This window comes from Paenibacillus lentus, from assembly GCF_042714055.1.
GTDB lineage: Bacteria > Bacillota > Bacilli > Paenibacillales > Paenibacillaceae > Fontibacillus > Fontibacillus lentus_A.
The window spans coordinates 386,264-412,430 of the sequence record NZ_JBHGVC010000005.1 but is presented as its reverse complement, the minus strand read 5'-3'; the positions used below and the strand labels follow the sequence as shown (position 1 = coordinate 412,430).

The 26,167-nt window shown below is 47.6% G+C and carries 22 protein-coding genes and 1 tRNA gene; 4 read left to right on the top strand and 19 right to left on the bottom strand.

Going from position 1 to position 26,167, the window contains the following annotated elements; genetic code table 11:
• Nucleotides 1–21: 21 nt before the first annotated feature.
• From ACE3MQ_RS14460 to serC, 8 genes are all read right to left on the bottom strand, one after another.
• On the bottom strand, nucleotides 22–1,092 hold the full coding sequence (locus tag ACE3MQ_RS14460; protein ID WP_379393749.1) for a DUF7305 domain-containing protein: 1,071 nt from the start codon (nucleotides 1,090–1,092) through the stop codon (nucleotides 22–24).
• A 256-nt stretch (nucleotides 1,093–1,348) separates the two neighbouring features.
• Nucleotides 1,349–1,549, bottom strand: a complete 201-nt coding sequence (locus tag ACE3MQ_RS14455) for a hypothetical protein (RefSeq protein ID WP_379393747.1) — start codon at nucleotides 1,547–1,549, stop codon at nucleotides 1,349–1,351.
• A gap of 5 nt (nucleotides 1,550–1,554) precedes the next feature.
• Nucleotides 1,555–1,731: a hypothetical protein gene (locus ACE3MQ_RS14450; protein WP_379393745.1), complete on the bottom strand. Its 177-nt coding sequence runs from the start codon at nucleotides 1,729–1,731 to the stop codon at nucleotides 1,555–1,557.
• Between the two features lie 39 nt (nucleotides 1,732–1,770).
• Complete coding sequence (locus tag ACE3MQ_RS14445) at nucleotides 1,771–2,718, bottom strand: 5'-nucleotidase (RefSeq protein ID WP_379393743.1); 948 nt, start codon at nucleotides 2,716–2,718, stop codon at nucleotides 1,771–1,773.
• 239 nt (nucleotides 2,719–2,957) lie between these two features.
• Nucleotides 2,958–3,641: an MOSC domain-containing protein gene (locus tag ACE3MQ_RS14440; protein WP_379393741.1), complete on the bottom strand. Its 684-nt coding sequence runs from the start codon at nucleotides 3,639–3,641 to the stop codon at nucleotides 2,958–2,960.
• A gap of 56 nt (nucleotides 3,642–3,697) precedes the next feature.
• On the bottom strand, nucleotides 3,698–4,579 hold the full coding sequence (pdxS, locus tag ACE3MQ_RS14435) for a pyridoxal 5'-phosphate synthase lyase subunit PdxS (RefSeq protein WP_379393739.1): 882 nt from the start codon (nucleotides 4,577–4,579) through the stop codon (nucleotides 3,698–3,700).
• A 130-nt stretch (nucleotides 4,580–4,709) separates the two neighbouring features.
• Nucleotides 4,710–4,780, bottom strand: a tRNA-Cys gene (locus tag ACE3MQ_RS14430).
• Nucleotides 4,781–4,982: 202 nt separating this feature from the next.
• Nucleotides 4,983–6,068, bottom strand: a complete 1,086-nt coding sequence (serC, locus tag ACE3MQ_RS14425) for a 3-phosphoserine/phosphohydroxythreonine transaminase (RefSeq protein ID WP_379393737.1) — start codon at nucleotides 6,066–6,068, stop codon at nucleotides 4,983–4,985.
• 108 nt (nucleotides 6,069–6,176) lie between these two features.
• Between serC and ACE3MQ_RS14420 the strand changes: the two genes are divergently transcribed.
• Nucleotides 6,177–7,073, top strand: a complete 897-nt coding sequence (locus ACE3MQ_RS14420; RefSeq protein ID WP_379393735.1) for a LysR substrate-binding domain-containing protein — start codon at nucleotides 6,177–6,179, stop codon at nucleotides 7,071–7,073.
• On the opposite strand, the gene ACE3MQ_RS14415 is transcribed toward ACE3MQ_RS14420, so the two are convergent.
• From ACE3MQ_RS14415 to ACE3MQ_RS14395, 5 genes are all read right to left on the bottom strand, one after another.
• Nucleotides 7,070–8,248, bottom strand: a complete 1,179-nt coding sequence (locus ACE3MQ_RS14415; protein ID WP_379394082.1) for an acetylornithine transaminase — start codon at nucleotides 8,246–8,248, stop codon at nucleotides 7,070–7,072. The two genes, ACE3MQ_RS14420 and ACE3MQ_RS14415, sit on opposite strands and share 4 nt — an antisense overlap.
• A gap of 12 nt (nucleotides 8,249–8,260) precedes the next feature.
• Nucleotides 8,261–9,577 carry a glutamate-1-semialdehyde 2,1-aminomutase gene (gene hemL, locus ACE3MQ_RS14410; RefSeq protein WP_379393733.1) on the bottom strand — a complete coding sequence of 439 codons (1,317 nt, stop codon included), beginning with the start codon at nucleotides 9,575–9,577 and terminating at the stop codon, nucleotides 8,261–8,263.
• A 67-nt stretch (nucleotides 9,578–9,644) separates the two neighbouring features.
• Nucleotides 9,645–11,117, bottom strand: a complete 1,473-nt coding sequence (locus ACE3MQ_RS14405; protein WP_379393731.1) for an aminotransferase class I/II-fold pyridoxal phosphate-dependent enzyme — start codon at nucleotides 11,115–11,117, stop codon at nucleotides 9,645–9,647.
• Between the two features lie 175 nt (nucleotides 11,118–11,292).
• On the bottom strand, nucleotides 11,293–11,907 hold the full coding sequence (locus ACE3MQ_RS14400; protein ID WP_379393729.1) for a MarR family winged helix-turn-helix transcriptional regulator: 615 nt from the start codon (nucleotides 11,905–11,907) through the stop codon (nucleotides 11,293–11,295).
• 118 nt (nucleotides 11,908–12,025) lie between these two features.
• Nucleotides 12,026–12,265, bottom strand: coding sequence for a thioredoxin family protein (locus ACE3MQ_RS14395; protein ID WP_379393727.1), 240 nt, complete (start codon nucleotides 12,263–12,265; stop codon nucleotides 12,026–12,028).
• A 438-nt stretch (nucleotides 12,266–12,703) separates the two neighbouring features.
• Here ACE3MQ_RS14395 and ACE3MQ_RS14390 point away from each other — a divergent pair, with 438 nt between their 5' ends.
• Both ACE3MQ_RS14390 and ACE3MQ_RS14385 read left to right on the top strand, forming a co-directional pair.
• On the top strand, nucleotides 12,704–12,940 hold the full coding sequence (locus tag ACE3MQ_RS14390) for a hypothetical protein (RefSeq protein ID WP_379393725.1): 237 nt from the start codon (nucleotides 12,704–12,706) through the stop codon (nucleotides 12,938–12,940).
• A complete protein-coding gene (locus ACE3MQ_RS14385; protein WP_379393723.1) occupies nucleotides 12,924–13,190 on the top strand; it encodes a type II toxin-antitoxin system RelE family toxin in 267 nt (88 codons plus the stop codon). The genes ACE3MQ_RS14390 and ACE3MQ_RS14385 overlap by 17 nt, the downstream gene beginning before the upstream one ends.
• 136 nt (nucleotides 13,191–13,326) lie before the next feature.
• On the opposite strand, the gene ACE3MQ_RS14380 is transcribed toward ACE3MQ_RS14385, so the two are convergent.
• From ACE3MQ_RS14380 to ACE3MQ_RS14370, 3 genes are all read right to left on the bottom strand, one after another.
• The gene (locus ACE3MQ_RS14380) at nucleotides 13,327–17,127 is read right to left on the bottom strand and encodes a DUF4073 domain-containing protein (protein WP_379393721.1); all 3,801 of its coding nucleotides are present in this window, start codon (nucleotides 17,125–17,127) and stop codon (nucleotides 13,327–13,329) included.
• 270 nt (nucleotides 17,128–17,397) lie between these two features.
• Entirely contained in the window at nucleotides 17,398–18,603 is a 1,206-nt protein-coding gene (locus tag ACE3MQ_RS14375) for a copper amine oxidase N-terminal domain-containing protein (protein WP_379393719.1), read from the bottom strand.
• Nucleotides 18,604–18,673: 70 nt separating this feature from the next.
• Complete coding sequence (locus ACE3MQ_RS14370) at nucleotides 18,674–19,531, bottom strand: HAD-IIB family hydrolase (RefSeq protein WP_379393717.1); 858 nt, start codon at nucleotides 19,529–19,531, stop codon at nucleotides 18,674–18,676.
• 38 nt (nucleotides 19,532–19,569) lie between these two features.
• Here ACE3MQ_RS14370 and ACE3MQ_RS14365 point away from each other — a divergent pair, with 38 nt between their 5' ends.
• Nucleotides 19,570–20,292: a macrolide 2'-phosphotransferase gene (locus ACE3MQ_RS14365; protein ID WP_379394080.1), complete on the top strand. Its 723-nt coding sequence runs from the start codon at nucleotides 19,570–19,572 to the stop codon at nucleotides 20,290–20,292.
• A 770-nt stretch (nucleotides 20,293–21,062) separates the two neighbouring features.
• On the opposite strand, the gene ACE3MQ_RS14360 is transcribed toward ACE3MQ_RS14365, so the two are convergent.
• The 3 genes from ACE3MQ_RS14360 to ACE3MQ_RS14350 all read right to left on the bottom strand — a co-directional run bounded on the left by ACE3MQ_RS14360 (nucleotide 21,063) and on the right by ACE3MQ_RS14350 (nucleotide 26,151).
• On the bottom strand, nucleotides 21,063–22,193 hold the full coding sequence (locus ACE3MQ_RS14360; RefSeq protein ID WP_379393715.1) for a glycoside hydrolase family 88 protein: 1,131 nt from the start codon (nucleotides 22,191–22,193) through the stop codon (nucleotides 21,063–21,065).
• Between the two features lie 89 nt (nucleotides 22,194–22,282).
• Complete coding sequence (locus tag ACE3MQ_RS14355; RefSeq protein WP_379393713.1) at nucleotides 22,283–24,178, bottom strand: hypothetical protein; 1,896 nt, start codon at nucleotides 24,176–24,178, stop codon at nucleotides 22,283–22,285.
• 83 nt (nucleotides 24,179–24,261) lie between these two features.
• Entirely contained in the window at nucleotides 24,262–26,151 is a 1,890-nt protein-coding gene (locus tag ACE3MQ_RS14350; RefSeq protein ID WP_379393711.1) for a DUF2264 domain-containing protein, read from the bottom strand.
• Nucleotides 26,152–26,167: the final 16 nt, after the last annotated feature.

Below are 26,167 nucleotides of genomic sequence, written 5' to 3'. Positions count from 1 at the left end.
GCACCTTTCTTCCCAATATGACTATTCATCACTCCACTTATATCTTTCAAACTTGCGAATTGCATTAATGAAATTAGCTATAGTCTCATCGTAATGGACAACGGTGCCCCCAGATAGTTCAAGATTACTAGTAATCATAGCTCCAGTTATAGAAACACTTCCCTCTCCTTGCGTTAAAGTTGAATTTGGAGCATACAAGAGCACACCATTCAAATCAAAAGAACCTTTTAAATCTATTGAGCTTTGAGCATAAAGAATGACTACTTTTCTATCTAGGTTATTAATCGTGAAGGAACCTTCACTCTTTATGGTATTTGTATAAATATGTACTGCTCCCGTACCACTACCTCTAATATTGATGATTCCATTGATCTTAAATTTATCAAAATTAATATGTATATCTTTTCCATCTGAAACACGAATTTCAAACCCGCCACCTTCGTAGTCCCCATAGTTAGCTGATCTAGTAATGGGCGACGTTAACGTGGTTCTAGGATCCAAGTCACTTGGAATTGGGATTTCCGGAGGAAATTCTCCTGTATACCGAGGTTGCAGGTCGCCACCATCAAGGTTACTCGACCCAATTCCTTCGATCCCTTTAACAGCTGCAACGTCTCCTCTGTTCCAGACCTTAAAACCACCTGTAACCTTAATTTCCCCATTTGAAAGGATGGCATGAGTCATGTTTATTACGGGACCATCTGGCCCCAAGGTTAAGGTCGTCCGATTTGAAACATTATCAATGATTCCCTTAGATTCAATCACAATTACATTCGGATCACTTGGATTCCTACTTACTTTAGCGCGAAAAAAACCATCGCCAAAAGAGATGTCCTGATTCAAATAATGATTATTTAAATTAGTAATAGCCGTATCCGTTAAAGTGGTAACACGATAATTGTCAATGATATAAGACGCAATCGCATCTGCCCCCGATTTGGCAATATAGAAGGCTTGTTCCCTCTTCTCCTGCAAAACAGTGCGCGACGCTTGAGCTAGGCTCACAGTAAATAATGAAGCTCCGAGAATGATAAGCGCCATAGACAGAATAAACACAATTGGAAGGGCTGCTCCACGTTCATTCTTAAGCACATGAGGACCCCATTTCTCTCCAAAAATTAGTATTATCGTTACATAAATAAACTAGCAAATATAAACATATAAGGTAATATGATCACATGAATTTTCCCTATTTTTCGAGGATTTTCTCCCTCAAGAGGGAGAATTTTCTATGATTTCTTTACTAGAAACCATTCAATCCCATTACAAATAAGGGATCTGTGCGCTTTTGACGCTCAGCCCCCCCTGACAGGGAACATATGGAATTAAGCCCAGACAAGACGTGCATCTACTGCTGAAAAATATCTTTCTTCCCTGGAGTGCGGTTGATTCGTGAGAAATCGACTTTGAAGAAGGGAAGCGTGGAAAGAAGCAAAAATAAGACACCGAATGACAATACGATGAGGATGCTGATCTGAGGTGTAATAACGAAGCCGCTGATTTTGAACGCAAGCTGTTCCGCGATTAACTCATCTGCGGGCAGGGACATTTTCTCTAGACCACCACAATCATAAAGCCGAGGATGGCTAAAGGCGTGAAAATAGAGGTGTAGGTCATGCCGATGAAATAACCCACTTTCAGATTGAGGATGCCCTGCAGCACTGCAATCGTTGTCGAGGACAGCATTGGGCCGATGGCAATCTGCATTCTTTTGACGGGACTGACCAGCACCTTTTCATATAACCGGAAACGATATCCTCGAGCGTACGTTTATCTCAGAACCGGGGCTTTTGTTACATTTGTTATTCCAAACGGGACATGAACGGATGGCACAATTCTAGCGACACCTTCAATGTGTCCCACCTGATCATCAAAGAAAATATGCGGTTTGAATATTCGCAAAACTCTGCCTTTATCAATTCCACCTAAAAAGAAAGCCTCATCTACCCTAATATCCAAATTCCTTAGAGTCGTTATTACTCTCTCATGTGCAGGGGCATTCCGAGCCGTAGCGATGGCAATTCTTATTCTAGGCTTGTCTTTGTCGTTCGTTGGATATTTCTCTAAAATTCTTTTTTGTAATTTGGATATCTCTTTAAAAAACTTTAACAACGGTCCCGGCGGAAGCGACTCGCCCGCTTTCGACCTTTCGTGGTCATGAAATAACGCCAGTTCCCCGCCTTGCTGGAAGACGGACTCTGCCGAATCATCCGCGATAATGCCGTCAAAATCAAATGCGATTCTAAGCTCCTGATCCTCGTCATCATCTATGTAATCCGTCGGATAAATACAGCCTGCCGGAAAGCCCTGTTCGACGGCTTCTTTAACATCATCAGGATTCCCCGACAAAAAAATCGATGCATTGAAGGCTTCCATGTATTCAAAAGGATTACTTCCTGCAATAAACACGGCTCGGCTGATCGGAAGCTGATAATGCTCTATGGATTTAAAAACGCGAAGCCCTGTATCTGGATCATTACGGGACAGCAAAACGACCTCCACCGGCTGATCCTCTGGCTCCTCCGTATTTATACTGAGCAGCCTTTTAATTAGAGGATAGGCAACACCAGTCTCGAGTACGATATGCTCATTTTCTCGCTGATATTTTCTATAGGCATCTTCTCCTTTCTCCTGAAATACGCGATCCGACTCGCTTAAGTCAAACAGGGCGCTAGAAGCAACTGCAATTACAAACTTATCCTCAATATTATAGGGCATATTTCTATCCTTTCCTCCTCAGCTAAAGCAGGTACAGACCATAATTATATTTCCATCAGGATCTTTAAACGAAAATTCTGACAGGTCGGGGTACTCTTATATGCCAAAACGCCCCAGCCTAAGATAGCTCTTATCTTTAGCTGGGGCGTCTGTCGCATGAGCTTCTCCCATGATTATACCTCTGATCATTCAGGTACGGTAGACCTACATGGGAAGGAAAAGGCTGAAACACCACTTACTCATTTATCGCCGGTTAATCTTTCCTTCGGATCCGTCTCGCTTCCTTCGAGACGCTTCAAAAATGTTTTTCTCCAGTTTGCCGATAATTCTTCCACCTGGAGGATCTTTCTAACCCCTTCGAGGTTATCTTTCTCACGATGCATAATGCGGTTGGCGTAGTAAACCGTAATTCCCTGCGGATGGCGGCGGGTTCTAATTAAACCATCGGCTTTGGATACGAGCCCTTCCTGAAGCACCCGAAAATAAAAGCCGGTATAGCCGGTTTCCTGGACTTTTAACGGCATATCAGGCGCCCCGTACTTTACGGATAGTTTGAAACAAGGCTGTCTTGGTTGACTTACCTGGACGATCGCTTCCCCCAGCTGAAAAATATCGCCGATGCAAACCTCCGTCTCCAGCAGACCCCGCGTCGTTAAATTTTCTCCAAACGCGCTGTACCCCAACGCCCGATCCAGTTCCCTCTCCCAATAGGGATAGTGTTCATAGGGGTACACACAGACGGCCTTCTCCCTGCCTCCGTGGTGAACAAGGTCGGCTTGGCCATCCCCATCGAAGTTCAACCAGGATAAGAACAGCGGTTCATCGCTGGGCGTCTTGAAGATACCTGTCGAGACTTCTCTATTATTAAACTGCACCTGCACGGGTTTGCCTACATTGATGGATATAATTTCACCCTGCCCCATTAGGGATCACTTCCGTTTCCGACTTTGAATTCAAGCATCAACTGCCTCTCTCCTAATTATATACCACGTTCCTGCATGCGGTCGCCTGCCTCTAGCTTCGAGATTTCTATCCCTTTCATGGGGGTACCCAGGTTTTTGGATATTTCCGCAATCAAACCAAAATCCGTATAATGCGTCGTTGCCTCCACAATGGCCCGAGCAAATTTTTCCGGCTGCTCCGATTTGAAAATACCTGATCCAACAAACACGCCGTCGGCTCCCAAAGTCATCATTAAAGCCGCATCAGCGGGAGTAGCGACCCCTCCGGCAGCAAAGTTAACGACCGGTAATCTTCCTGTTTCCTTGACCTGCAGCAATAATTCATAAGGTGCGCCGAGCTGCTTGGCCTCCACCATGAGTTCATCCTTGCTCATTCCCTGCACTTTTCGTATTTGCCCAAGCATCATGCGCATATGGCGTACAGCCTCTACAATATTCCCCGTCCCCGGCTCCCCTTTCGTGCGAATCATCGATGCCCCCTCTCCGATGCGACGCAAGGCCTCTCCCAAATCCCTGGCCCCGCAAACGAACGGAACGGCAAACTTATTTTTGTCGATATGAAAAATATCATCAGCGGGCGTTAACACTTCACTTTCGTCGATATAGTCCACGCTTAGGGCTTCAAGTACTTTGGCTTCTACATAGTGACCGATTCGCGCTTTCGCCATCACTGGGATCGATACTGCCTTCATCACCTGCTCTACAACAACCGGATCGGCCATCCGTGCAACTCCGCCTGCCGCACGGATATCCGCCGGCACTCTTTCCAGTGCCATTACGGCAGTAGCTCCAGCCGCTTCCGCAATTTTGGCCTGCTCGGCATTCATCACGTCCATGATGACACCGCCTTTTTGCATTTCCGCCATTCCACGTTTGACTCGGTTCGTTCCTGTTTCCATCTCTTGTTCCTCCATGTTTTCAAGTATTCAAAATTATTTAGTTTAATCATTCATGAAAAAATAATAGTTTATTCCTATGATTACAGCAAAGAAGTGAACGTATCAGTCAGATCCGTACCTACACATTTGAAGGGAGTATCTGGATTCGAACCAGAACCTAGGGCTTTGCGAACCCTCGCCTTACCATTTGGCTATACTCCCGAAAATGGAATATTGGAATAGCTGTAACCTGATATTACCTGTCTTCTTGCATATGTTCAATTACATGTTTTTACTCATAATGATTGGTTTTACCTATGGTTCTGCACCCAATATCAGTAGCGCATAAAAGGTTCCAGGACTATGCTTCATAAACTGAAATTCCGACGATTAAGGGCCGAAATTTCAGTTTATAGGTTATTTTCTAACCAAAGCGCCGTTGAAAATCCACCATGAAGTCCGTCAAAGCTTTACATTGCTCATACGTAACAGCGTTATAGATCGAAGCCCGCAGATGCCCGGCATCCCGATGTCCCTTCAACCCCACAAAGCCGTTCTGCTCCGCTTCTTGTAAAAATTTCAATTCCAATTCATCATTCATCACGCGAAACGTCGCATTCATCAGTGAACGACTGTCCTTATGAGCCAGCCCGTTATAAAAACCGCCACTATGGTCGATAGTGCTATACAGCAAATCGGCTTTGAGCCGATTGCGCTGTTCCATGCCTTTTACTCCGCCGTTATTCCGAATCCATTTCAGCACAAGATTGACCATGTACACGGCAAACACAGGCGGCGTGTTATACAGCGAGCCACTGTTCGCATGAATCCGATAATTCATAATATCAGGGATATTTGCAGGAATTTTGCTCAGCAGCTCACGTTTAGCGATCACAACGGTAACGCCGGAAGGCCCTAGGTTCTTCTGAGCGCCGGCATAGATAAGCGCAAAGTTAGATACATCAACCGGACGAGACAAAATATCACTGGACATATCTGCAATCAGCGGCACTTCCCCCGTATCGGCAAAGTTTCGGTATTGGGTACCCGCAATCGTTTCATTGGAAGTAAGGTGAACGTAGGCTGTTTCAGGACGGAAATCCACTCCATGCAAATCGGGAACCCTTGTAAAATGATCCGCCTCCGAGCTTGCAGCAATTGCCGTATCGCCCATTTTTCTCGCTTCCGCTATGGCCTTGCCCGACCACGTCCCGCTGTGGATGTAACTCGCTACACGTCCTGTGGTCAAAAAATTCATCGGCACCATGGCAAACTGCGTACTTGCACCTCCCTGCATAAACATCACTTCATAACCGGAGGGAATGTGAAGAAGCTCCTTTAACAGCTGCTGAGTTTCGTCGTTGATTTGTTCATATTCCTTGCTTCTATGCGAAATTTCCAGGACAGATAGACCGGTGCCCTGCAGGTCAAGGAGCTCCTCCCGTACTTGATGCATCACTTCCCCAGGCAATCCTGCGGGCCCCGCATTAAAGTTATAGACTTGTTTCATCTCCATTCTCCTTTTATCATATATATAGATATTTCATATGATTTGTCTTACAATGATAGAAACATCCTATTGTTTCTTTGGAAATAGGCTTTTCAAGGAGGAAAATTTATGGAACTCAGGCAATTGGAGTATTTCATGGCCGTATGCCACGAACTGCATTTTACCCGTGCCGCCGAGAAGCTGGGCATCGCCCAACCCTCGCTAAGTCAGCAAATTCGTTTGCTGGAGCACGAAATCGGTACGCCCCTGTTCGATCGCATCGGCAAGAAAACCGTCATTACCGAAGCGGGCAAGACCTTGCTGCACCACAGCTACAATGTATTTCATGAGCTCTCCCAGGCACGTGCCGCGATCAGCGAAATTCAGGGATTGAAAAGAGGTTCATTAAAAATCGGCGCGCTGCTGACGGTAGTCAATTACTTGCTCCCCCCAACCGTGATTGGCTTCCATCGCAGCTATCCCAATGTGGAGCTGTCTGTGCTCGGTCTGCGAACCGGAGATATCTACAACGGACTGCTGCAAAATGAGCTCGATTTGGGCATCGTATATTTGCCGATGGAGCATGATGATCTTGAAACGATCCCGCTCTACAAAGAAAATCTTGCTCTAGCCTTGCCTGCGGATCATCCCCTTACTCAGGAATCTTTTGTGACGCTTGATATTCTTAAAGAGACGCCAAGTGTTTTATTGCCAAGCACGTATTTTCTACGGCAGCTCATTAACGAGCAATGCCGGGCCCTTGCATTCGCGCCGCAGCCGATTATGGAAATGACGACTATGGAATCGATTATCAATATGGTCGCTCAGGGCCTCGGCGTTACCATTTTGCCGAAAGGTTATCTCGACTACATAAGCCATCCGCATATTCGAACAATCCCGATTCAAAACCCGGTGCCTACGACTCAAATCGGTGTCGTCTATCGGAAAAATAAATATTTATGCGCGGCTAGCCGGGTGTTTATGGAGCAACTGATTACTACGATCAAAAGCAAAAGTTTGGACTAACGCTTCTCCAGCACGGTGGAGACAATGTCTACGGCTTGGTCGATTTCTTCCTTCGAAATATATAAGCTCGGTATAAAACGGATCACATGGGTACCTGCTGCCAAAACCAATAGTCCATGCTGCAGCAGCTCTTGAATGATGGGGGCAATCGGTTCGCGGCATTCAATGCCGATCAATAGACCGAGGCCCCTTACGGATTGAACGATGGAATAAGACTGAAGCTGCTCCCGCAGCCTTTGCAGAGCATATGCGCCCATCTGTTCCGCGCGTTCACACAAGCGTTCCTCTATTATCGTCTCCAGCGTAGCCAGACCAGCCGCCATCGCAAGCGGGGCTCCTCCAAACGTCGACGCATGGCTTCCTGGAGAGAAGGCGTTGCGAAGCTTTTTCTTCCCCATCATTGCGCCGATTGGAAATCCGTTGGCCAGCCCTTTGGCAAGCGTGATGATATCCGGCTCGATGCCATAATGCTCGTAAGCAAACAACTTTCCCGTTCGCCCCATCCCCGTCTGCACTTCATCGATCATAAGCAGGAGTCCTTGCTCCTTGCATAGCGTGGAGAGCCGAGTCACAAACTCGGGATCCGCGGCATAAACGCCGCCCTCCCCCTGTACCAGCTCAAGCATGATCGCTGCGGTTCGCTCAGTAATTATATTTTCTACCGATTGAATATCGTTATATCGTGCATAGGCAAACCCCTCCGGCAGCGGAAAAAATCCATCCTTGACCTTATCCTGCCCTGTCGCGGTCAATGTGGCTATCGTGCGCCCATGAAAGGATTTTTCGAACGTAATGATCTCGTATCTGTCGTTCCCGAGCACGCGCTGGTGATATCTTCTGGCACATTTAATCGCCGCTTCATTGGCTTCCGCCCCGCTATTGCAAAAAAAGACGAGATCCGCACAGCTGTGAGCGGTGAGCATCTGCGCCAGCTTCTGCTGGTTCGGAATATGGAACAGGTTGGATACATGCCACACTTGTTCGAGCTGCTCCTGGATTCTTCGTTTTATTTTCATAGGTACATGTCCCAAATTACATACCGCAATTCCCGACATAAAGTCCAAATACTCTTTGCCTTGATCGTCCCATAGTCGGCTTCCATCCCCTTTGACTAGCGAGACGGGATACTTCGTATAGGTCGGGAACAGGGCGTCGTCGCCACTAGGCTCAGCCATATTCAAACCAAATCACTCCTTGACGAATTCTATCATTTTTAATGCCTCGTAATGGGCTTTAATCGTAGCTTCGATATCCTCATCCGAATGGGCAGCCGATACGAACATGACTTCATATGGAGTAGGTGCTGTCAAGATGCCACGATCCAGCATCGCTGCATAGTATTGTTTAAACAACCCCATATTCGATCGTTTAGCTGTCTCATAATCCACGACGTCATGTTCCGTAAAAAAAATAGAAAGCATCGAACCGACCCTATTGACCTGGAGCGGAATCCCTGTCATTTCGGCATTTCGCATAAAACCTTCCGCCAGCCGAGCCGCTTTTCTTTCCAATTCGTCATAGATTCCAGGCTGTCCAAGCAATTGCAAAGTCGTATATCCAGCCGTCATGGCGAGCGGATTACCCGATAACGTTCCGGCTTGATAGATGGGCCCGGCAGGAGCAATCTGCTGCATAATTTCATGCTTGCCGCCATAAGCGCCAACCGGGAGACCTCCGCCAATCACTTTTCCAAGGCAGGTAAGATCCGGCTCGATTCCGTATAACTCTTGCGCCCCATGATAGCTCACCCGGAATCCCGTCATGACCTCATCGAAGATCAGCAGGCTGCCGTACTGTGCGGTAATCTCCCTTAACCCTTGAAGAAAACCGGGCAAGGGCGGCACGACACCCATATTTCCGGCGACCGGCTCAACGATGACGGCCGCGATTTGGTCGCCAAATTGCTCGAATGTATGACGAATGCTAGCCATACTGTTATAAGGCACCGTAATTGTATTTGCAGCGACACTTTCAGGGACTCCCGGGCTGTCTGGCAAGCCCAAGGTCGCCACCCCGGAGCCGGATTTAATGAGCAGAGCATCCGCATGCCCGTGATAGCCTCCTTGAAACTTTACAATTTTTTGCCGCTTCGTAAATCCTCTGGCTAAACGCAGGACACTCATTGAAGCTTCCGTGCCGGAATTCACCATGCGTACCATATCTATAGACGGAACGCTTTCGATGATCAGCCTGGCCATTTTCGTTTCAATTTCTGTAGGCAAGCCAAAGCTTGTTCCTTGAGCCGCCGCTTTTCCTATTGCCTCGACAACCTCCGGATGAGCATGTCCCAAGATCAACGGCCCCCACGAGCCGATATAATCTATGAACTCATTTCCATCGATATCGAACACGTGTGAGCCTTGTCCGCCTGCGATGAACACAGGGGGCAAATCAACCGATGAAAAGGCGCGAACCGGGCTGTTCACCCCTCCGGGGATCACGCTTTTGGCCTCAGCGAAGGCTGCTCTAGAGTAAGAATCCTTCCTTCTGGTGCTGGATGTCATTGCTGCTCCTCCTTCAGCTCATTGTTTTCTCATACAAAGAGAGGTGTTCGATTCCCTATTCCTCCCTTTAAAAAATGGCCTTCACTTCGACCACAACCTTAACGTTTTGAACCGTCAAATCCTCGGGGCCCTTTACAGGAAGACCGACTTCCAAATGCTCCAGAATGTAACGGATATGCTGCTTTGCAATCACTTCCCCCGGCAGCAAAATAGGAATGCCCGGAGGATAAACATAGATGGACTCTGCAATGATGCGTCCAGCGGACTGGCCGATCGGTATAAGCTCGACATCCCCGTAAAAAGCGTCTCTCGGCGTTAAGGCCAGCTGCGGAATCTCGGGTAATTTTACATCCACAGCTTGAAGATCCGCTTGTTGCTTGTAGTGCTCGTTAGCGAGCTCAGCTAAAGCGTTCAGTAGGCAGTCTATGGTTTCTTTCGAGTCGCCCGGCGTGATTAAGCACAGGATATTGTATAAATCGCTCAGCTCCACTTCGATGTTGTAATGGTCTCGCAGCCATTGCTCCGCATCATATCCGGTAATTCCAAGCTCCCGAACATGCACCGTAAGCTTGGTAGGATCGAAATCAAACGCCGCGTCCGTCCACAAAATCTCTCTCCCAAAGGAAGACAGCCCGGGAATTTCATTGATCCGGTTTCTGGCGTACTCCGCCAAACGAATCGCTTTACTCGACATCTCGCAGCCTTGCAGGGCGAGCTGCTTGCGTGCCGCATCCAAGGAGGCTAACAGAATGTAAGAAGTGGAGGTCGTTGTCAGCATACTGAACATCGCCTGTACTTTTTCCGGTTGAACAATGCCCTTCTTGATGTGGAGAAGCGAGCTTTGGGTCAATGATCCACCAAGCTTGTGCATGCTTGTCGCCGCCATATCTGCGCCGGCCTGCATCGCCGATAGCGGAAGCTTGTCGTGAAAATGCAGCAGCGCTCCATGCGCCTCGTCGACTAGTACGGGTATCCCGTAATGGTGGGCCAGATCAACGATCGCCTTTAAATTCGTGCATACCCCGAAATACGTCGGATTGATCACCAGTACGGCCTTGGCATCCGGATGCCTTTCGATCGCCTTCTTGACCGAGCGAACGGAAATGCCGTGATCGATGCCCCAATCTTCATCCCGCTCCGGGGTAACAAAGATCGGCTTAGCTCCGGCGAAAATGATCGCTGATAAAATCGACTTATGCAGGTTGCGCGGCACGATAATTTTATCGCCCGGGCCGCAAACCGACATGATCATCGTCATAATCGCGGTACTTGTACCCTGCACGGAAAACAAAGAATAATCCGCACCAAAAGCATATGCAGCCAAGCGCTGTGCTTCATCAATCACTCCGGTGGGCTGGTGCAAATCATCCAAAGGCGCAATATTGATTAGATCAATGGACAAGGCATTGTCGCCCAAAAAGGTTTTAAACCCATTTTCCATGCCCTCGCCTTTTTTGTGGCCGGGTATATGGAACGGAATTGGATTGCGCTTGGCATGCTCGGTTAAAGCAGTAAATAAGGGGGTACGGTGATGAACCATAATTTATGTTCAATTCCTTTCAGGAGACGGTATCCGTATTTCGATCTAGTATAAATCGCAGGAATCGATCGTTCAATTCAATAATTTATATCATTTCGATAGGTTATTCCTATGATTTTAGGAGAAATGAAGTCCTGTGTAGGCAAGGGGAAGATAAAATCCGGCCCATTTCCTTTCAGACTTCGATAGAAGGAGTATGTTCGGGGCATTCTTGGAGAGATGCTTCGTGGGTAAGATATTTTTGGATAAGCCCGCAATAATGAGGTGCCGCGGCATCGCCGGCATTCGGGTGAAAATGCACACAGCCTAAGCAGGGTTCAGCAACCACAAGCTGGCCGCGTTTTTGCATGGCCGAAATGATAGCGCCGAGCCCTAGCTCGAAATCCGCCAAAGCTTCATCTGAAATAGAACCGAGCGCTTCTTCCAGGGAGTGTCCCCAATGGTTCAACTGCGAAACGATGACTCTACCTTCTGCAGTCAAATTGAGCAAGGTCACTCGGCGATCCTCGGGCTTTTGTGCTTTGGTCACCAGCCCTTTTCTGACCAATCCATTTATAATCTTCACCGCAGTTACATGGGTCGTACCGATGGCACCTGCAAAGTTGCCCACGGTAGCCACATCGCTTCGGGTATATGCCGCAAACAGCAGCGCTTGAATCTGTATGGGCGACAATCCCAGCGCGTCACTCTCTGCCTGCGTCACCTTTTTGATGGCCTGCGACATCCGGAAGAGAGCCATGCTCACGCGGGCTGAACGATTGTCTTTGCGGTGCTGGGGATCAAATATCATAGCTATTCGTACCTTCCATGTTCATTCTTGTATCCATTTTACATGCAAACATGGTTAGATAAAAGCTGATTTGAAAAAGGAAAAGGCGCCTAAGAAGGCACCTCCCCTATGGGCGGCATTAACCCTTTTTGACATCCTCCAGGCTTGCGCCATAGTTGATGTGATACACATTTCCATCAATCACCAAAGCAGGAACGGATTGAACCCCGGCACTCTCCGCTTCTTCAATACGATTCCGAGCCGTGCCCAGATGCACGATCTCCGTAGTGATTTTAGATTCGTCAAGATACCTGAGCACAACCTGCTCCGCATCCACGCAAATCGGACAACCCGCATGATAAAAAACCGCTTTTGACATTACGATCATCTCCTTAGTAATTATGTAGCATTGCTACTTATTTATAGTATAGGAGAGGCCGCAAGCCAAGATCAATTATAGATTTCTTATGGTTATGATAGGTAATTCTGATGGTAAGCTTTAACGAATAAGGATTTATTCTTACAAAATCTAGGAAGATCTTATTTTGCATAACTTTTTATTGACTCCATCCGTCAGAAGACTTGGTGCTCAACCAGTTCTAAAACATCTTCATTTTCATCGTAGAAAATTAGGATTACTTGTGATTTGTTCTATCTCTTTATAAAGGGGGCTTGTCCCCCACAGAGTAGATACATTGTTAACTGAAGTCGGTGCCTCCCTAAATATTCTTTATTAATAAATCTATTCTTGATTCTTTAGATACGGTTTTATAAATGTTACAATGGTTATAATTAGGTTTGAAAGGAGCTGTTATTCATGGCAGTCAGTAAAGAGCGGATTGACTATCTCTTAAATCACCTCAATGATAAAGATCTCGAACTTGTTATAGACTTAATGGAACGACTTGTTCAGAATAATAAACAATCTGATATTCCTATCGATGACGAACCCACTACCGATGAAGACATGATAGCCATCAAAGCAGCTCACGAAGCAATGAACAAGGGAGAACTCATCAATTTAAAGGACATCGAACATGAGTTACGCAATTAAATTCTATAAAGAAGCCATCAAAAATATCCAGAAACTTGATAAACCCACTCGAAACCGAATTCTTGATCATATAAATATTCTTTCAGAGAATCCAAAACATCCTGAGTTAGATATCAAAAGAATGCAAGGTACTAAAAACCAATATCGTCTCAGAGTCGGATCATATAGGATTGTTTATTCGATATTTAATGATCAGTTAATTATTGTTATCATCAAGGTTAGCTCTCGTGGTGATGTATATAAATCTTAGAGACACGCAAGTGTCTCTTTTTTTGTTGACTCTTTACATATTGCACCGATTTCGGTTAACGTTCCCGTATTCACGACGTCCGGTGTTAATCGGATGTGTCTGGCCGCTAAAGCAGCCAGACCCTTATGCATTTAACTTAAAAATTATACGTTTCTATAGCACCAGCTGGGAAAGCGCCACGAGCTGCCTCGCGGACTTCAACGACGTCACCTGGCTGGAATACAACCTGTTGGTCGTATGGAAGCGGCTGCCAAGCTCCGCCATTTAGGGAGTATTCGGCTCCATTGCTCGTTGTCCAAAGGTAATTATCGCCTGGGAATTGCATGTGTACCTTGGAGGTGAATGTAAAGCTCTTCGCCGGACCTGGCGGCAAGTAGTCTCCGCCTTTCTCACGAAGCAATATCGTTAGATCCCCCGGGAATTCCGGTGGATTCACCTCATCGTAAGTCGTCCAGGTTGCACCGTCGTCCGCGGAATATTCCATGGCCGATGAAATATACGCCGCGTCGAACGTGTTGCTCACATCGTTGATATCGATGTACATATACACATTGTCGACAAAGGTAACCATCTCTACCTTGCCTGCCGGGACCTGGTTCACCGGATCAGCTTGTACGCGAACCCTAACAGTTACGTCGCCCGGGAAGAGTGGGGGATTCTGTTCATCATACGGTATCCAGGTTACTTCCCCGTCCACAGAGAATTCCATGCTGGCGTCGGCACCGATTAGAATATTTCTTTTGTCATCCTTGCTGACATTCGGTCTTTCCGGCGCGGATGGCAGCGTATCCGTCACCGTCGTATAAATCGCTATTGTGCTTGCTCCATCCTGCAGTACTGCGCGAACAAGCAGTTGGGAAGCCCCGGAAGGGATGGCCGTTCCTTGCGGCAAGGTATAACGATTACCCATATTTTTGTCTATAGTGGCGATAGATACAAGGGCCTGTCCGTTTGCCCCCCATAGCAATTCATAAGCTTCTACCGAGCTCTCGTCGGCACCCGGAGTCCAGCTTACTTCTCCACCTGCATAACCCGCCCGTGTGTCAGTATCAACGAAATTCAGCGTGATAGGAACAGCGGACACCGGAAGATTAGCTTGCTCAAATGCTGCCTTAATCTCCTCAATGCTTGTAAATTCCTTCTGAGGAAGCAGGCTGCGCTGATCAAGAATAGACTGGGCAATTTCCAGGCGGCTAGCCTCATGCAGTTGCCCATACGCGGTTGCGTCAATATTCAGCACAGCTGCGTATCTTTTTAATTGTGATTCTATCGCCGTCGCACTCTGTGAGTTATTAATCCCTCGTATAGCAGCAGCCGCATCGTTAGACGGAGCCGGATATTGATCATTTACCGCTGTAATAATCTGTTTGACATCTGCAAATGTGGTATACCCTCCCGCCGCATTCGCAAGAGCCTTCTGATATTCCTGGGCATTAAAATCTATCAAACCCAGCTCCTTATTCAGTGGCGAAGGATATGCCTTCAGGACATGCAGCACATCCTCTGCTTTCGCAGGGTCGACAGCCGTACCGGCTTCAATCGCCAGCTGTGCCGTAATAAGCGAGACAACATCCTCCCCGCTATAGCTGCCGTGACCGCCAAATCCGTGCCGCGTCGATGAACCATCCGGTCTGATCTCCATAATATAAAGGGCATCCTTTACATAAGACCAGTCTAGTCTATAGGATTTACCGTTCCCCAGCGTGACCGAATCGAAGTGTAAATTTAGAATCGGCATGTCCGGGATATCCAAATCCCAGCTGACCGACGTGATCGGAATATATCCATACCCGTAATTTCTTAAGCGTCCATCCTTAATCAATGCTGACGGATCCAACGTACTGGTCATTTGCAAGGTGAGTTCGCCCGTAAACTGAATACGTATTTGAGACAGGTTCTTAGTTGAGTAAGGAAGCACATTCGTCGTATACCGAATATAATTCGAGATATATGTGACATATAAGGACTTCGTCTCCTCACCGGAGCCAGCACTCTTGAACACAGCCCATACGCCATACGCTTTGCTCTCCTCAAGCCCTTCCAGCTTATAAACTGCTAGTTGATTGGCCGTTACAGCGATACTTCCGCTCACAAACGGAACGTTGCCCGGCAAGGTTCCGCTTTTGACTTGTTCTACGGTTGGACGAACATTTGCATCTAACGGAATCGCCATATAGTATACCGTTCCCGCTTTGTCGGCTATAAGCGTACCATCAGCTGAATTGACCTTGCGATTCTCATAGCTTGCTGAAAGAAAAGGATTCCCGTTTTCCGGAATGGAAGGAGATGGGGATTCCGGGCCGGAAGGGTTGCCGCCTCCCCCAGAGCCTGAGCCACTGCCTCCGCTACCCCCAGTAGAAGGACTTCCTGATCCCGTACCCGGAGTATGGCTAGGGTTGGATACATCATTCACGGTAACAACCCGTGTCTTAACCGCGTCATAGTTTACGATAACCTGTTCTGGAGAAACCCCTTCCGGAAGCACGATATTTTGAATCGTTACGTTAGACGGCAAAGTAATTTTCGCGTCTTTATCAGCAATTGTTATCGTACCGATTGCTCCCGTGCTCAACAGCGACACCTCGCCCGTTCCCTGAATCGTCACAGAATCGAAGCTGCCGTTTCCGGTTACCGTTGTTGCGCCAGTCCCCGAGACTAATTCCAAATTGCTGATATGCGCATAAAGGGAAACCTTCTCTACGTCTGCTCCGACCGTCACTTGTTGATATGTAATTGATTTGTCTCCCCATAGCCCCGACAGCTTGGAATCAATTTGAACCTTCTGAACGACGGTCTTGTTTACAGCCTCAACCCGTACACCTTCCTTGCGGATATTCATCCCTTGCAGTGAAGACTGATCGAACACAACCGTGTTCTCATCTCCCCCGTTCACATAGGTGCTGCCTTTGACCGAAATATGCTGTGCGTAGAAATCATTGTTCAGTTCTTCGCCGATTTCCAGGTCACCGTTGATGCTCATATTTTGAATGGTTATGTAATCCGCAGCTATTTTCACGTTTCCTTCAATGATGGCTTTTCCGCCGTCCAATACAAGATTTCCAGAAAACTCAGACTGTCCTGAAGCTGCGGCTTTACCCGGTGAAGCAAGCTCCAGCGCTAATAACCGCGTGATTTGGCCATCTGCAGATTCAAAACGAATCCCCGCATTCGTTAGCACAGGAGCATTGGATGCCGCAAAAAATGGCTGCAAAGAATCAACCACGGTGTACGTTGTATCTCCGATCGTCACCTTGCCATTCTCCATCCGTTCAATGGTTTGAAGGCCGCTATTCGCTGACTCAACTCTAAGCAAAATAGCTGCCAGCTCCTGACGAAGCACGGATTGCTGAGGATGAAACCTTCCATCACTTCCTACCATAAATCCAGATGATACGACGGCAGAGACGGATTCCTTCGCCCAAGCGGATACCGTGTGACTATCTGTAAAAGGAGAAGATTCATCATTCTTCGAAGCTTCTGCCTCTAATTTCGCTGCCCGAGCTAGGACTGAAGCCAGCTCTTCACGAGTCATCTCGTCTTTAGGACGGAAGGCTCCATTGCTGTCACCCTTCATCCACCCTTGCTGTCTCACGGCTTCTATCGCTCCGGCACTCCAGGAATCCGCAGGAACGTCCGCGAATGAAGATGCTTCGATGTTGCTTACCTGCAGATCCAATGCTTTAGCCAGGGCAACCGCGACTTCTTGACGGGTTACTGCCTGCATAGGCCGGAACAGCCCCTCACGATCCCCATTCATTAAATGCTTCTCTTGAGCCTCTTGAATAAGCCCTCTTGCCCATGGAGAAGCATCACTTAAGTCCTTAAACGGAATAGCCGCCGAATTTGAAGCCAACAATACATTCGATTGAGTCGTTGCGCCAAGCGCAAGCGCTATTGTTGCAATAGCTGCAATGCTCAATTTTTTAGAAATATTCATAAAAGCCCCCTATCATATTAAGTCGTATTTCCTAATATTTTGCAGAAATCTGCAACAATAGTCCTACTAATCATAATATGTAACAGGCTCACTAACAACATTTATTTCCCTAAATTATTCCTTAATCTACCGATAATCTTTCCCGAAATGCCGACCTTCATAGTCTCAATCCTGTAAAACAGTATATTTCAATCATAAAAAATAACCCTCCACTGGCATGAAAGGTTATGAATTAAGGTGTTTATTATTTGAATCGTCATGTGAAGTTAATTAATCTAGCAAATCGCCCTCGCGTACATCCATTTTTTCAAGTTCCAATTCATCATCATAATTCCAGTGACCATTTGCATATTCCAGAAAGATAAGAGCTTCATAAACGTCCATATCCCCTTTTAAGACATCACTCCACTCGATTATTCCGTGAACGACTGCCTCTTTTTCTCCAACGAATACTACTCGTTCTCCCGTCAATTTATACTTCCATTCGTCAGATTCATACCCGAGTTTCATCAAATTTTCCCATGTTAACTCTGTCTCTAGATCGACCTTCCCAGCATTCCACTTTTTAAGAAATGATGGCGATCTATATTGAACTGTCAGCTCAAGATTTTCATCGTTAAGAGCTTTGAAATAAGTTCTTAGATCCAACAAGACGGCACTTTGCTCTTGATACTGTTCTTCCATTACTTTTGCAGCTGTTTCATTAATGTCCTTTGGAAGATCCATAGTAACGGAAAGTAAAGATGAATCTGCTATCTTCCACTGTCCTCTTTCATTTCGAATTTCAAACACATATTCATCTTGTCTATTTAGTATTTCAGTATGGTCTATGTAAGTAACCTGCAGAGTAGCTTCGTTAGCGGAAGAATATTCTATGCTATTGATCTTTATAACGAAATCCCTGACAGGGATTTCACTTACATGGTGGTTTGATTCATAGTCATAATAAGGATTATAATATCCTAGTTTAAGATTATCGAACGTTAGTAACTTTGGACTAAAAAATTTATAGTATTTTAATAGTAGATCTTGCACAGCCGTTTCCTGACCATGGCCATATTTCTTCATACTTATGATCTGGTTTTCTTCATCATAATTAACAGAATACTTAAAAATTTGACCAGCAAGACGAACAGGAAAGTAAACCTGCCCATTAATTACCGGAATTGGCTCGTTCAGATGATAAGTATATCCATTATAGTCAACTACATCATCATCCGCTTGAAATACCATCTCAGAACCGTTAATGAATCCCCAAATGTCCGCAGTGTCCTGATCAAAAGTTACCTTATAACCTAATGCATTAAAAAAATTGCGGTAAGGAACATACATTACTCCCGACTTTAAAATAGGGTTTATGCCTAGAATTTCTTTATCATCTACATACAATTGAATTGGTTCATCAGCAGAAGCAATGACAGGTGCATCCAGAACTATACAAATAGCTATCAGAAAACCTATAAACTTTCTTTTCATTAGGACACTTCCATTCACAGTGGTATATTTCATTTTTCTGCACATTCAGGCTTTTTATGTACTAATCTGATTATCGGTTATTACTTTCCTGGGCTACCATCAAATAAGCATTTATGTACTGTGCCACGCTATCCTCATCATTGCTACCGATCACCTTATCTGCAAGCCTCAAAATATCTTCATGCGAGTTAGAGACTGCGATCCTTTTCCCTCCCGCTTCAAATAAGCCCAAATCGTTGAGATTGTCCCCAAAAATACAAATATCTTTAGTCTCCACGCCCATATAGCTAGCCCATAATTTTAATCCTTCCTTTTTGGAGGCTAGCGGGTGGCTGAATTCTAGAAAATATTGATTTTCAATATAGTAGTCCTTCATAATATGGCAATTGACCCTGTCTCCTAAATCAGCGGTTATTTCTTCTTTGAGGGGCAGCAAATTCTCTAATTCGCCAATATACGTCAAGGCTAAAGTACTGAAGCTTGGAGAGCATTCGATGGTCTCTACCTCACAGAACCTCGGATCGTTAGTGCGGCTTTTCAGAAATTCAATCATGCCAAAGGTAGTTAATTTCTCGTGGTGCACACGTTCTTTGTTATCTGCGTCCAGCAAGAAGCAGAATGGAGCGAGCTGGTGCCTTTTTCCTCTATAAATGATTTCATTGCTCAGCTCGTCATTTAACATGTAGCCGTCGATGACCTCATTTTTTGCGACATCATACAGAAGTGCGCCATTGTATAAAATGACCGGATGTTTCCAGGCTATGTTTGAAACGACATGAATTGCACTGACCAAGCCCCTTGCGGTCGCGAAGCTAACGATAAAATTATTTTCAAGGGCTGTATTGAGTGTATTTATAGTGTAATTAGAAAGAGTTTGGTCTGACCTCAGTAAGGTTCCGTCTAAATCCGTAATAAATATTTTACTCAAAAAGATTCCTCCTCCAATCCATTATTTAATGGTGTCATATAAGTCGGTTACATGATTATACATTTACCATCCAAGGAGCTGAAGTCCCTGACTGGCGTATTTTTACACAGGGCCTAATCGCTTACCCTTTGCTGGGCGGCCATCCCATTGCGACGGTCGACCCTGCCGGGGGCGGCTATGCATGGAGATTCCCTCAGGATTCATTGGCCGATGAGTTCTTCGAGTCTCTAGCCGGTACATTAGCGGCATTGCATAGTATCGAACACAGCGAAGCAATCCAGAGTGGCGTTCGATTCAACACACCTGAGGAAGCACGAAAAGCCTTCGCCGCGAACATTGAAGAAATACAACAATCCTTCACCATCCCTGAGAAGCTGTTTGTCCGATGGAATGAATGGCTGTCTACAGATACGTATTGGCCTGAGCATACGGTGCTTCATCACGGCGATTTGCATCCCCCTCATATTATTGTTGACGATAATCAGCGCGTCATGGGCTTAATTGACTGGACAGAAGCGGAGATTGCCGATCCCGGTAAAGATTTTGTCATTCTATATGCCCTTTTTGGCCAAGAAGGATTGCGGAATTTGCTTAGACGTTATGAAAAGGCTGGGGGCAAAACCTGGCCCCGTATGCATGAGCACATCGCGGAGCAATGGGCTGCTTATCCGGCTTTAGTCGCCAAGTTCGCCCTTACCACAGGAAAAGAGGCCGATATGGAAATGGCGAGAGGCATGATGGCGAACTGGAACGTGGATTAATCCCCTTTAGTTCGAGGCTGCTATAGACCTTTTAAGACAAATCACCGTCTTCCCTCGGAAGATGGTGATTTTATTATCATTGGCCTGGATTCTAGCTAAATTTAAATGAGAAGGATTCCGTGACTATTTTGCGATCACGTGTTTTAATAACGGCTTTTACTTCTGCTGTATCTCGAAGATTGTCAAACGACCAGGCTGGTCTTTAAACGAAATATCTTGGATCTGATCGGGTTTGATCTGAGTCATCTCTTCGGTGTTGGTCGTGTTTGAACATCCGAATAGGAGCAGCATGGTCAAAGTTATCAAAAGAAAACGCATATGGCATTTCCCCTTTGGCTACTATTGGCTACCATACGGACAACCTTATTCTTTTCATCGGTAATATATTGGACATTACCAAACCCTTTTCAAAACTAACGCCCCTTTTCACGAATGTAAATATCCAATGCCTTAATTCCTCTGTGAGCAAGCTTAATAAATAAAATCAAGCAGTAAACACTTAGACCGATCAGTACCAAATAAACAAGAAAAGCCAAGACTGGAAAAATGCTATACAAGCCCATATCTATGTCATCTTCTCCTCGCCAATATACTTTCTATTGCTTATGCTCGCCTATCCAGCAAAATGCCTCAGCCTTAAGATTGCTCTTATCCAGGCTGAGGCGTTTGTTGTTTGAGCTTATTCCATAATTATACATACACGATCCAAGAAACGCTAGAGCTACGTAGCAATCCGCTGAAATCGACATACATGCGCCGCCTGAAAAAGATTACTCCCAATAGAACGGCCCACAGCCCTTCAGCCGAGCCAAGCCCTCCACAAAGAAGAAGTCGCCGTAGATCAGCGGAACATCGATATTGGTACCCTGCGGATAGTTGCTCGTACCATGCAGGAGCAGCCCTTCCTCTTCAGGGAGATTCCAGGTGCCGTAGTTTTCGTACAGTGAGTTTAATATTCGCTCACCGCCTGCACGGTAGACATCCGCATCCCCGCCCTCGCTCTGATCGGCGAGCAGCAAAAGACCGCTTGCCGCACAGGAGCCAGCCGAACTGTCGCGCAGATTGCGCAGCTCAACAGGTGCCCGAAAATCCCAAGCCGGCACATTATCCTCCGGCAGTCTGCTGAGAAAGAAGTTCGCTACCCGCTTCGCGGCCTGGTGATATTCGTCCTTGCCGGTATGATGATAGGCCAGCGTCAGGCCATAAATACCCCAAGCGGCTCCTCGGGACCAGGCCGATTCCGGAGCATATCCCTGGCCGCCCAGCCCTTCCAGCATTTCTCCCGTTTGCGGATCAAAATTGACGATATGATAAACCGAGCCGTCTGCTCGGATGAAGTATTTCAACACGGTATCCATATGCGCCTCGGCAATATGGGCATAACGCGGATCTCCGCTCATACGGGACGCCCAGAACAAGAGCGGCATATTCATGCAGCAGTCAATAATCGCCTGCCCCTCATTCCGTTCCCCTTCCGTCCAGGGGTTCCATGCCCGAATATATTGCCCCTTCAGATTAAAACGGGCAGCAAGATAGTTGGCAGCCTTCATCGCCCTGATTCGCGAAGCCTCGTTGCCGGTCAGCGTGTAGTTCGCTACGCTGGTCAATGTCCACATGAACCCGATATCGTGATCCAGCTTCACATAACCATTTAGGACTTCATCCAGTTTAGCTTCACATTCCTCGGCCAGCGACTTTAGCTCCTCCCTCCCGCTTTCGTTATGCAACAGCCACAGCAGGCCTGGCCAGAAGCCAGCCGTCCACCAGCTCGGTTCAGCCAGCTGGTATACTCCAGCTTGACTTGCATGCGGGAACCCTGATCCGATTCGAGCTGTATTGCGCAATGTTTTTTCCAGCGATTTGTGCCAAGCTTCATTCACCCAAGCATAGTCTGTCTTCAATCCGTATCTCTCCTCAATGCTTCGTTTTGATTCTTAGATGCTATTTCTCTAAGATGGCCTTTGCCACTGCTTAGTTTCAATCCAACAGCCTACAGTCGTATAAATTGAAAAAGAAAGCTCAGTTCAAGGTGCCTCTCCGTCTGCAGCACATGGAAATCCAGCGTATACCATACCTGATCCTTCCCGAAATGATCGCGATAAGAGCGCTCCGTCACTTCTGCCTCGAGCTGCCGATGATTATAAACTAACTCTAAAGCGAGATCGCTGCGGGATAACGAGAGACGCCCTTCTCCCAGCTCTTCCGGTTGAATCAGCGTTACAAATCGTTCCACTAAACTACCCGGCTGGTTTGCAAAAGAAAACTCATCCTTCAGCACCAGACTAGGCAGTTCACTCTTGTGCCACTGCCAGAAGCGCTTGAAGGAATGCAGCCCCTCACAATCGTAAGCTTCGGACAGCTCTACCGTCAGCAAGCTTTCCATTCCGCTGCTTGCATACTCCAGTATAGATGCGGTTCTACCGCTTCCTGCAGCCTGAAGGCAGCCGTTAATGATAGGAACCGAATGCCCCTGGGAGCCGTTGCAATCATAGGCATAACGGGCTGTGCTGAAATAATCCTTCGTATATTCCCCGCAGCCAAGATCAGAGAGAAAAAATTCTCCGCCACCCGCCAGCATAAACTGGCCGAGGTCGTTATGATTATGCGGCTCGTCGTTATGCCCACCCTTGGCGGCAAAGCCAAAGACTCCTTCCTGCGAGATCATGCGAGAGATAAGCCAGCCTGCATCCTCCAGCATAAAATCGCCCGGCTCCCAATCCTGCGCATCTCCTGCCAGCTCACGCCAAAGCAGATTGCGCAGCGCGGGCGCCCATCTGCTGCAATGATCCTCGCGGTAATCCGCGCGCAGACGGGTTGGGGGCGATAGGGCGCTTTCATATTTGCTGGCAATATAACGTGAGAGCCCGATATGCACGCTGCCATGAGGCAATGCATCGGAGAAATTAACAACCGCATTGCCGCCCAAGAAGCATTTTTGCTGAAAACTGGCAATCGCCTTAACCTTTTTCTGCGAGAACCAATTCAGTTCTCCCCTGCTGCGCTTATGCAGCAGATCGGCGTAATATACGAAATAGCCGAAGCCATAGTTCCAGTAACCAAGCCCTTCCAGACAGGCGCCATCGTCTCCAAAGCCTTTGAGGTAATAGGTCATGCTGCGCTGCGTCTTTTCCAAAATCCGTGTCAGCATCTCCCTCTCCCGATTCCCATCCAGCAGCAAAAGAGCCGCAGAGCCAATCGATCCAGCGCATACCGCCGACCAATTATGCTCCGCTTCCTCCCATTCATAGGGGCCCTTCTCAAGGAAGGGCCTCAGCAGCCGGTCGCAAACCAGCTCCGTTAATTGCGTCCACAACAGCTCAGGCAGCCTGTCACCTAGCAGCAGCCTCAGCTCTGCCAGCGTAAAACCGGTTTCCGCCGCGAACAGGTCGATTGTCTCCGAGACCGGACGCTGCGGGTTGATATGAGCAGGCAAGCACCAGGTCAATTCACTGCAAATTTCCCAAATGGCATCGAGCAGTTCCGTATGATAGTCCTCGCACTCCGGCTCCAGCAGCGACAAAAACGCAAAAGTATTCAGCCGCCTCCTTCGCTCAAAGTATGCACGTTCATACTCCAGTCTGGAACCCTTTTTGGCAAACTGGGAGAAGAGCGAATACGTCAGGTTCGGCGGAGTGGTACCCCGTATTCGCTCCCCTTCCGACCTGATCTCTGCAAGGTCTGCTGCATACTCCCGACTGCTGCGAACTTTTCGCCAAAATCGCGAGGCATCGCCTTCCGGATAATAGAAATGCAGCCCGGCCGGTGACATCCTCCCTACAGCTTCTGCAATCTCTGGAATCTCTGCAGTCTCTGCGGCCTCTGATATCTCTGTGATTTCCGCATCCTCCATCAATGGTTTGGTTATCTTCTCACCGGATTCTTTCATTACCTTCCCTTTCCATCATACGGATTTATGATTTTAGCATAATGGAACCTCGTTGCCATGTGCAGCGATCTAAGGAGCTATCCTTAAGTACGGGGGATTACAATCTCCTGCCCTACGCTGCTGTGAATTGTAATTGCTTCTTCTCCGATCGCTACGTTCAGCCCGATCTCGGGCAGATCATCAAGGGAGCTCGTCAGTGCTGGATGACCAGAATTCCTCGAGCTGCTCCCATCCCCCGGATCGCCGTAGACGGCAGATACCAGCCAATGAACGCCCGGCTCCAGCGAAGCGGTAAGCGTCGGAATCACCGTTCGCGGCTGCAAAATATTAGTGTTCGCGTTCGGCCAGACCAGTCCCGCCGCATCATAGCCAAGCAGGCTTCGCACACCGCTGACACCTGATAGGCTGCCTGCGACAGCCTCATTCATCCCCACTTTCTGCTGCGGCAGCGATTCGACGCCGAGGGCAAACCCGCCTTCGGCGGCATCCAGGCTCCGCTTCGTCTCAATCCGATGAACCCGGATATGCCAAGGGAGTCCAGCGACCAGCCAGGTGCTCACTTCAACATCAGACCAGGGCTTCCACACCGCATGCAGTACGTTATCCTGAATCATGGTGTCTGTATTACGGCGTTTGACCCGGTACAAATTATCTCCGCCTTCGCTCAGCGCCAGCATAGAATCGAAAGCCCCCTGGGACAATCCCCATTCGGAGCGCGGCACGCTGAATCCGAACCAGGTGGAATACACAAATTTCTCGTATTTAGCCGAGGTATGGGTGTGTTCGTTGGTTCCGTGATGACCGCTGTTAAAGGCAGCCACATGTCTGGAGCCCTCATCCCGAACCAATACAAGATGAGCTGGTTTCTGAACGTTTAAGGCATCCATTTTCGGCAGCGGCAGCTCCTCAGCCATCCAGAAGGGATGATCCGAAGGCAGAGCCAGCGGCAGAAAAGTCTTGAACGCCCAATACGGGGAGCCGGGTGAATTGTAATTCTCCGCCATCACCAGGTTTGGATAGGCATAACCTATGGTCAGAATACCGCCTGCATCAAGGATCGGCTGGCTAAACCACCAGCGCAAATTCCGCAGCACGAGTCCCTTCAGCACGCCCAACGGCAGGCCATCCGCTTCCGCAAAAGCCATGGCACCCCAGAAAGCCGATTGCGAGAAGCGATAGGTCAGGCTCCGCCCGTACGGAAGCGCCGAGCCGTCCGAGGAGAACCAGGCCAGGAAGCTCGCAGCAAATTCACCTGCGCGCTGCTGGAACTTGAGAGAGCGATCATGATCCTCCTCCAGCATCAGTCTGGAATAGAGCAGACCATAGTAATGAAAAGCAAACGGCACATAATAATCGCTATGTCCCTCTACCCCGTCGCTATACCACCCGTCCCCCAGATAAAAGGCATCGAGCCGATCCAAGTTCTTCTCAAGCTGCGCCGCATCATACGGCAGCCCCGCTTTACGGAACCCGATGTTAACGAGGACGTTAAAGAACAGCCAGTTGCAGTCATGGCAAGGATGAGCATTGATTTGGTTCAGCCAGGCATAAAGGTTGCTCCGGGCATCTGCCTCAAGCGGATCCCAGATCTTGTCCGGGATGAGCGCCAAAGCGTAACCAAAAGCAGCCATTTCAACAAGACGCTGATCATAATCGGCAACCTCGCCCCAATATTCCACGTGTCTTGGATCTGTACCACTGGTTATTCCTTCAAGGACGTTGTCCCATAATTCGCTCGTTCCCCCGCCAGCCAGCAGGGGGACAAGTCCCCATAGCACCCGGGAGAAGCCTTCCATCCCGGCAACCGCAGCCGGGTAGCTCGCTCCGGTAGCTCCAAGCTCAAGCCTCGCCTTGCCCTTACTGTAAAAGGGCTGGAGTGGCACAAGCAGCTCCTGCAGCGCGGCTGCCATATCCTCACGGGTTTTTAGCGGATTGTCCGCAAGTCTTCCATATGCCAATGATTCGTTGCCCATCTCTCCATTCTCCTTT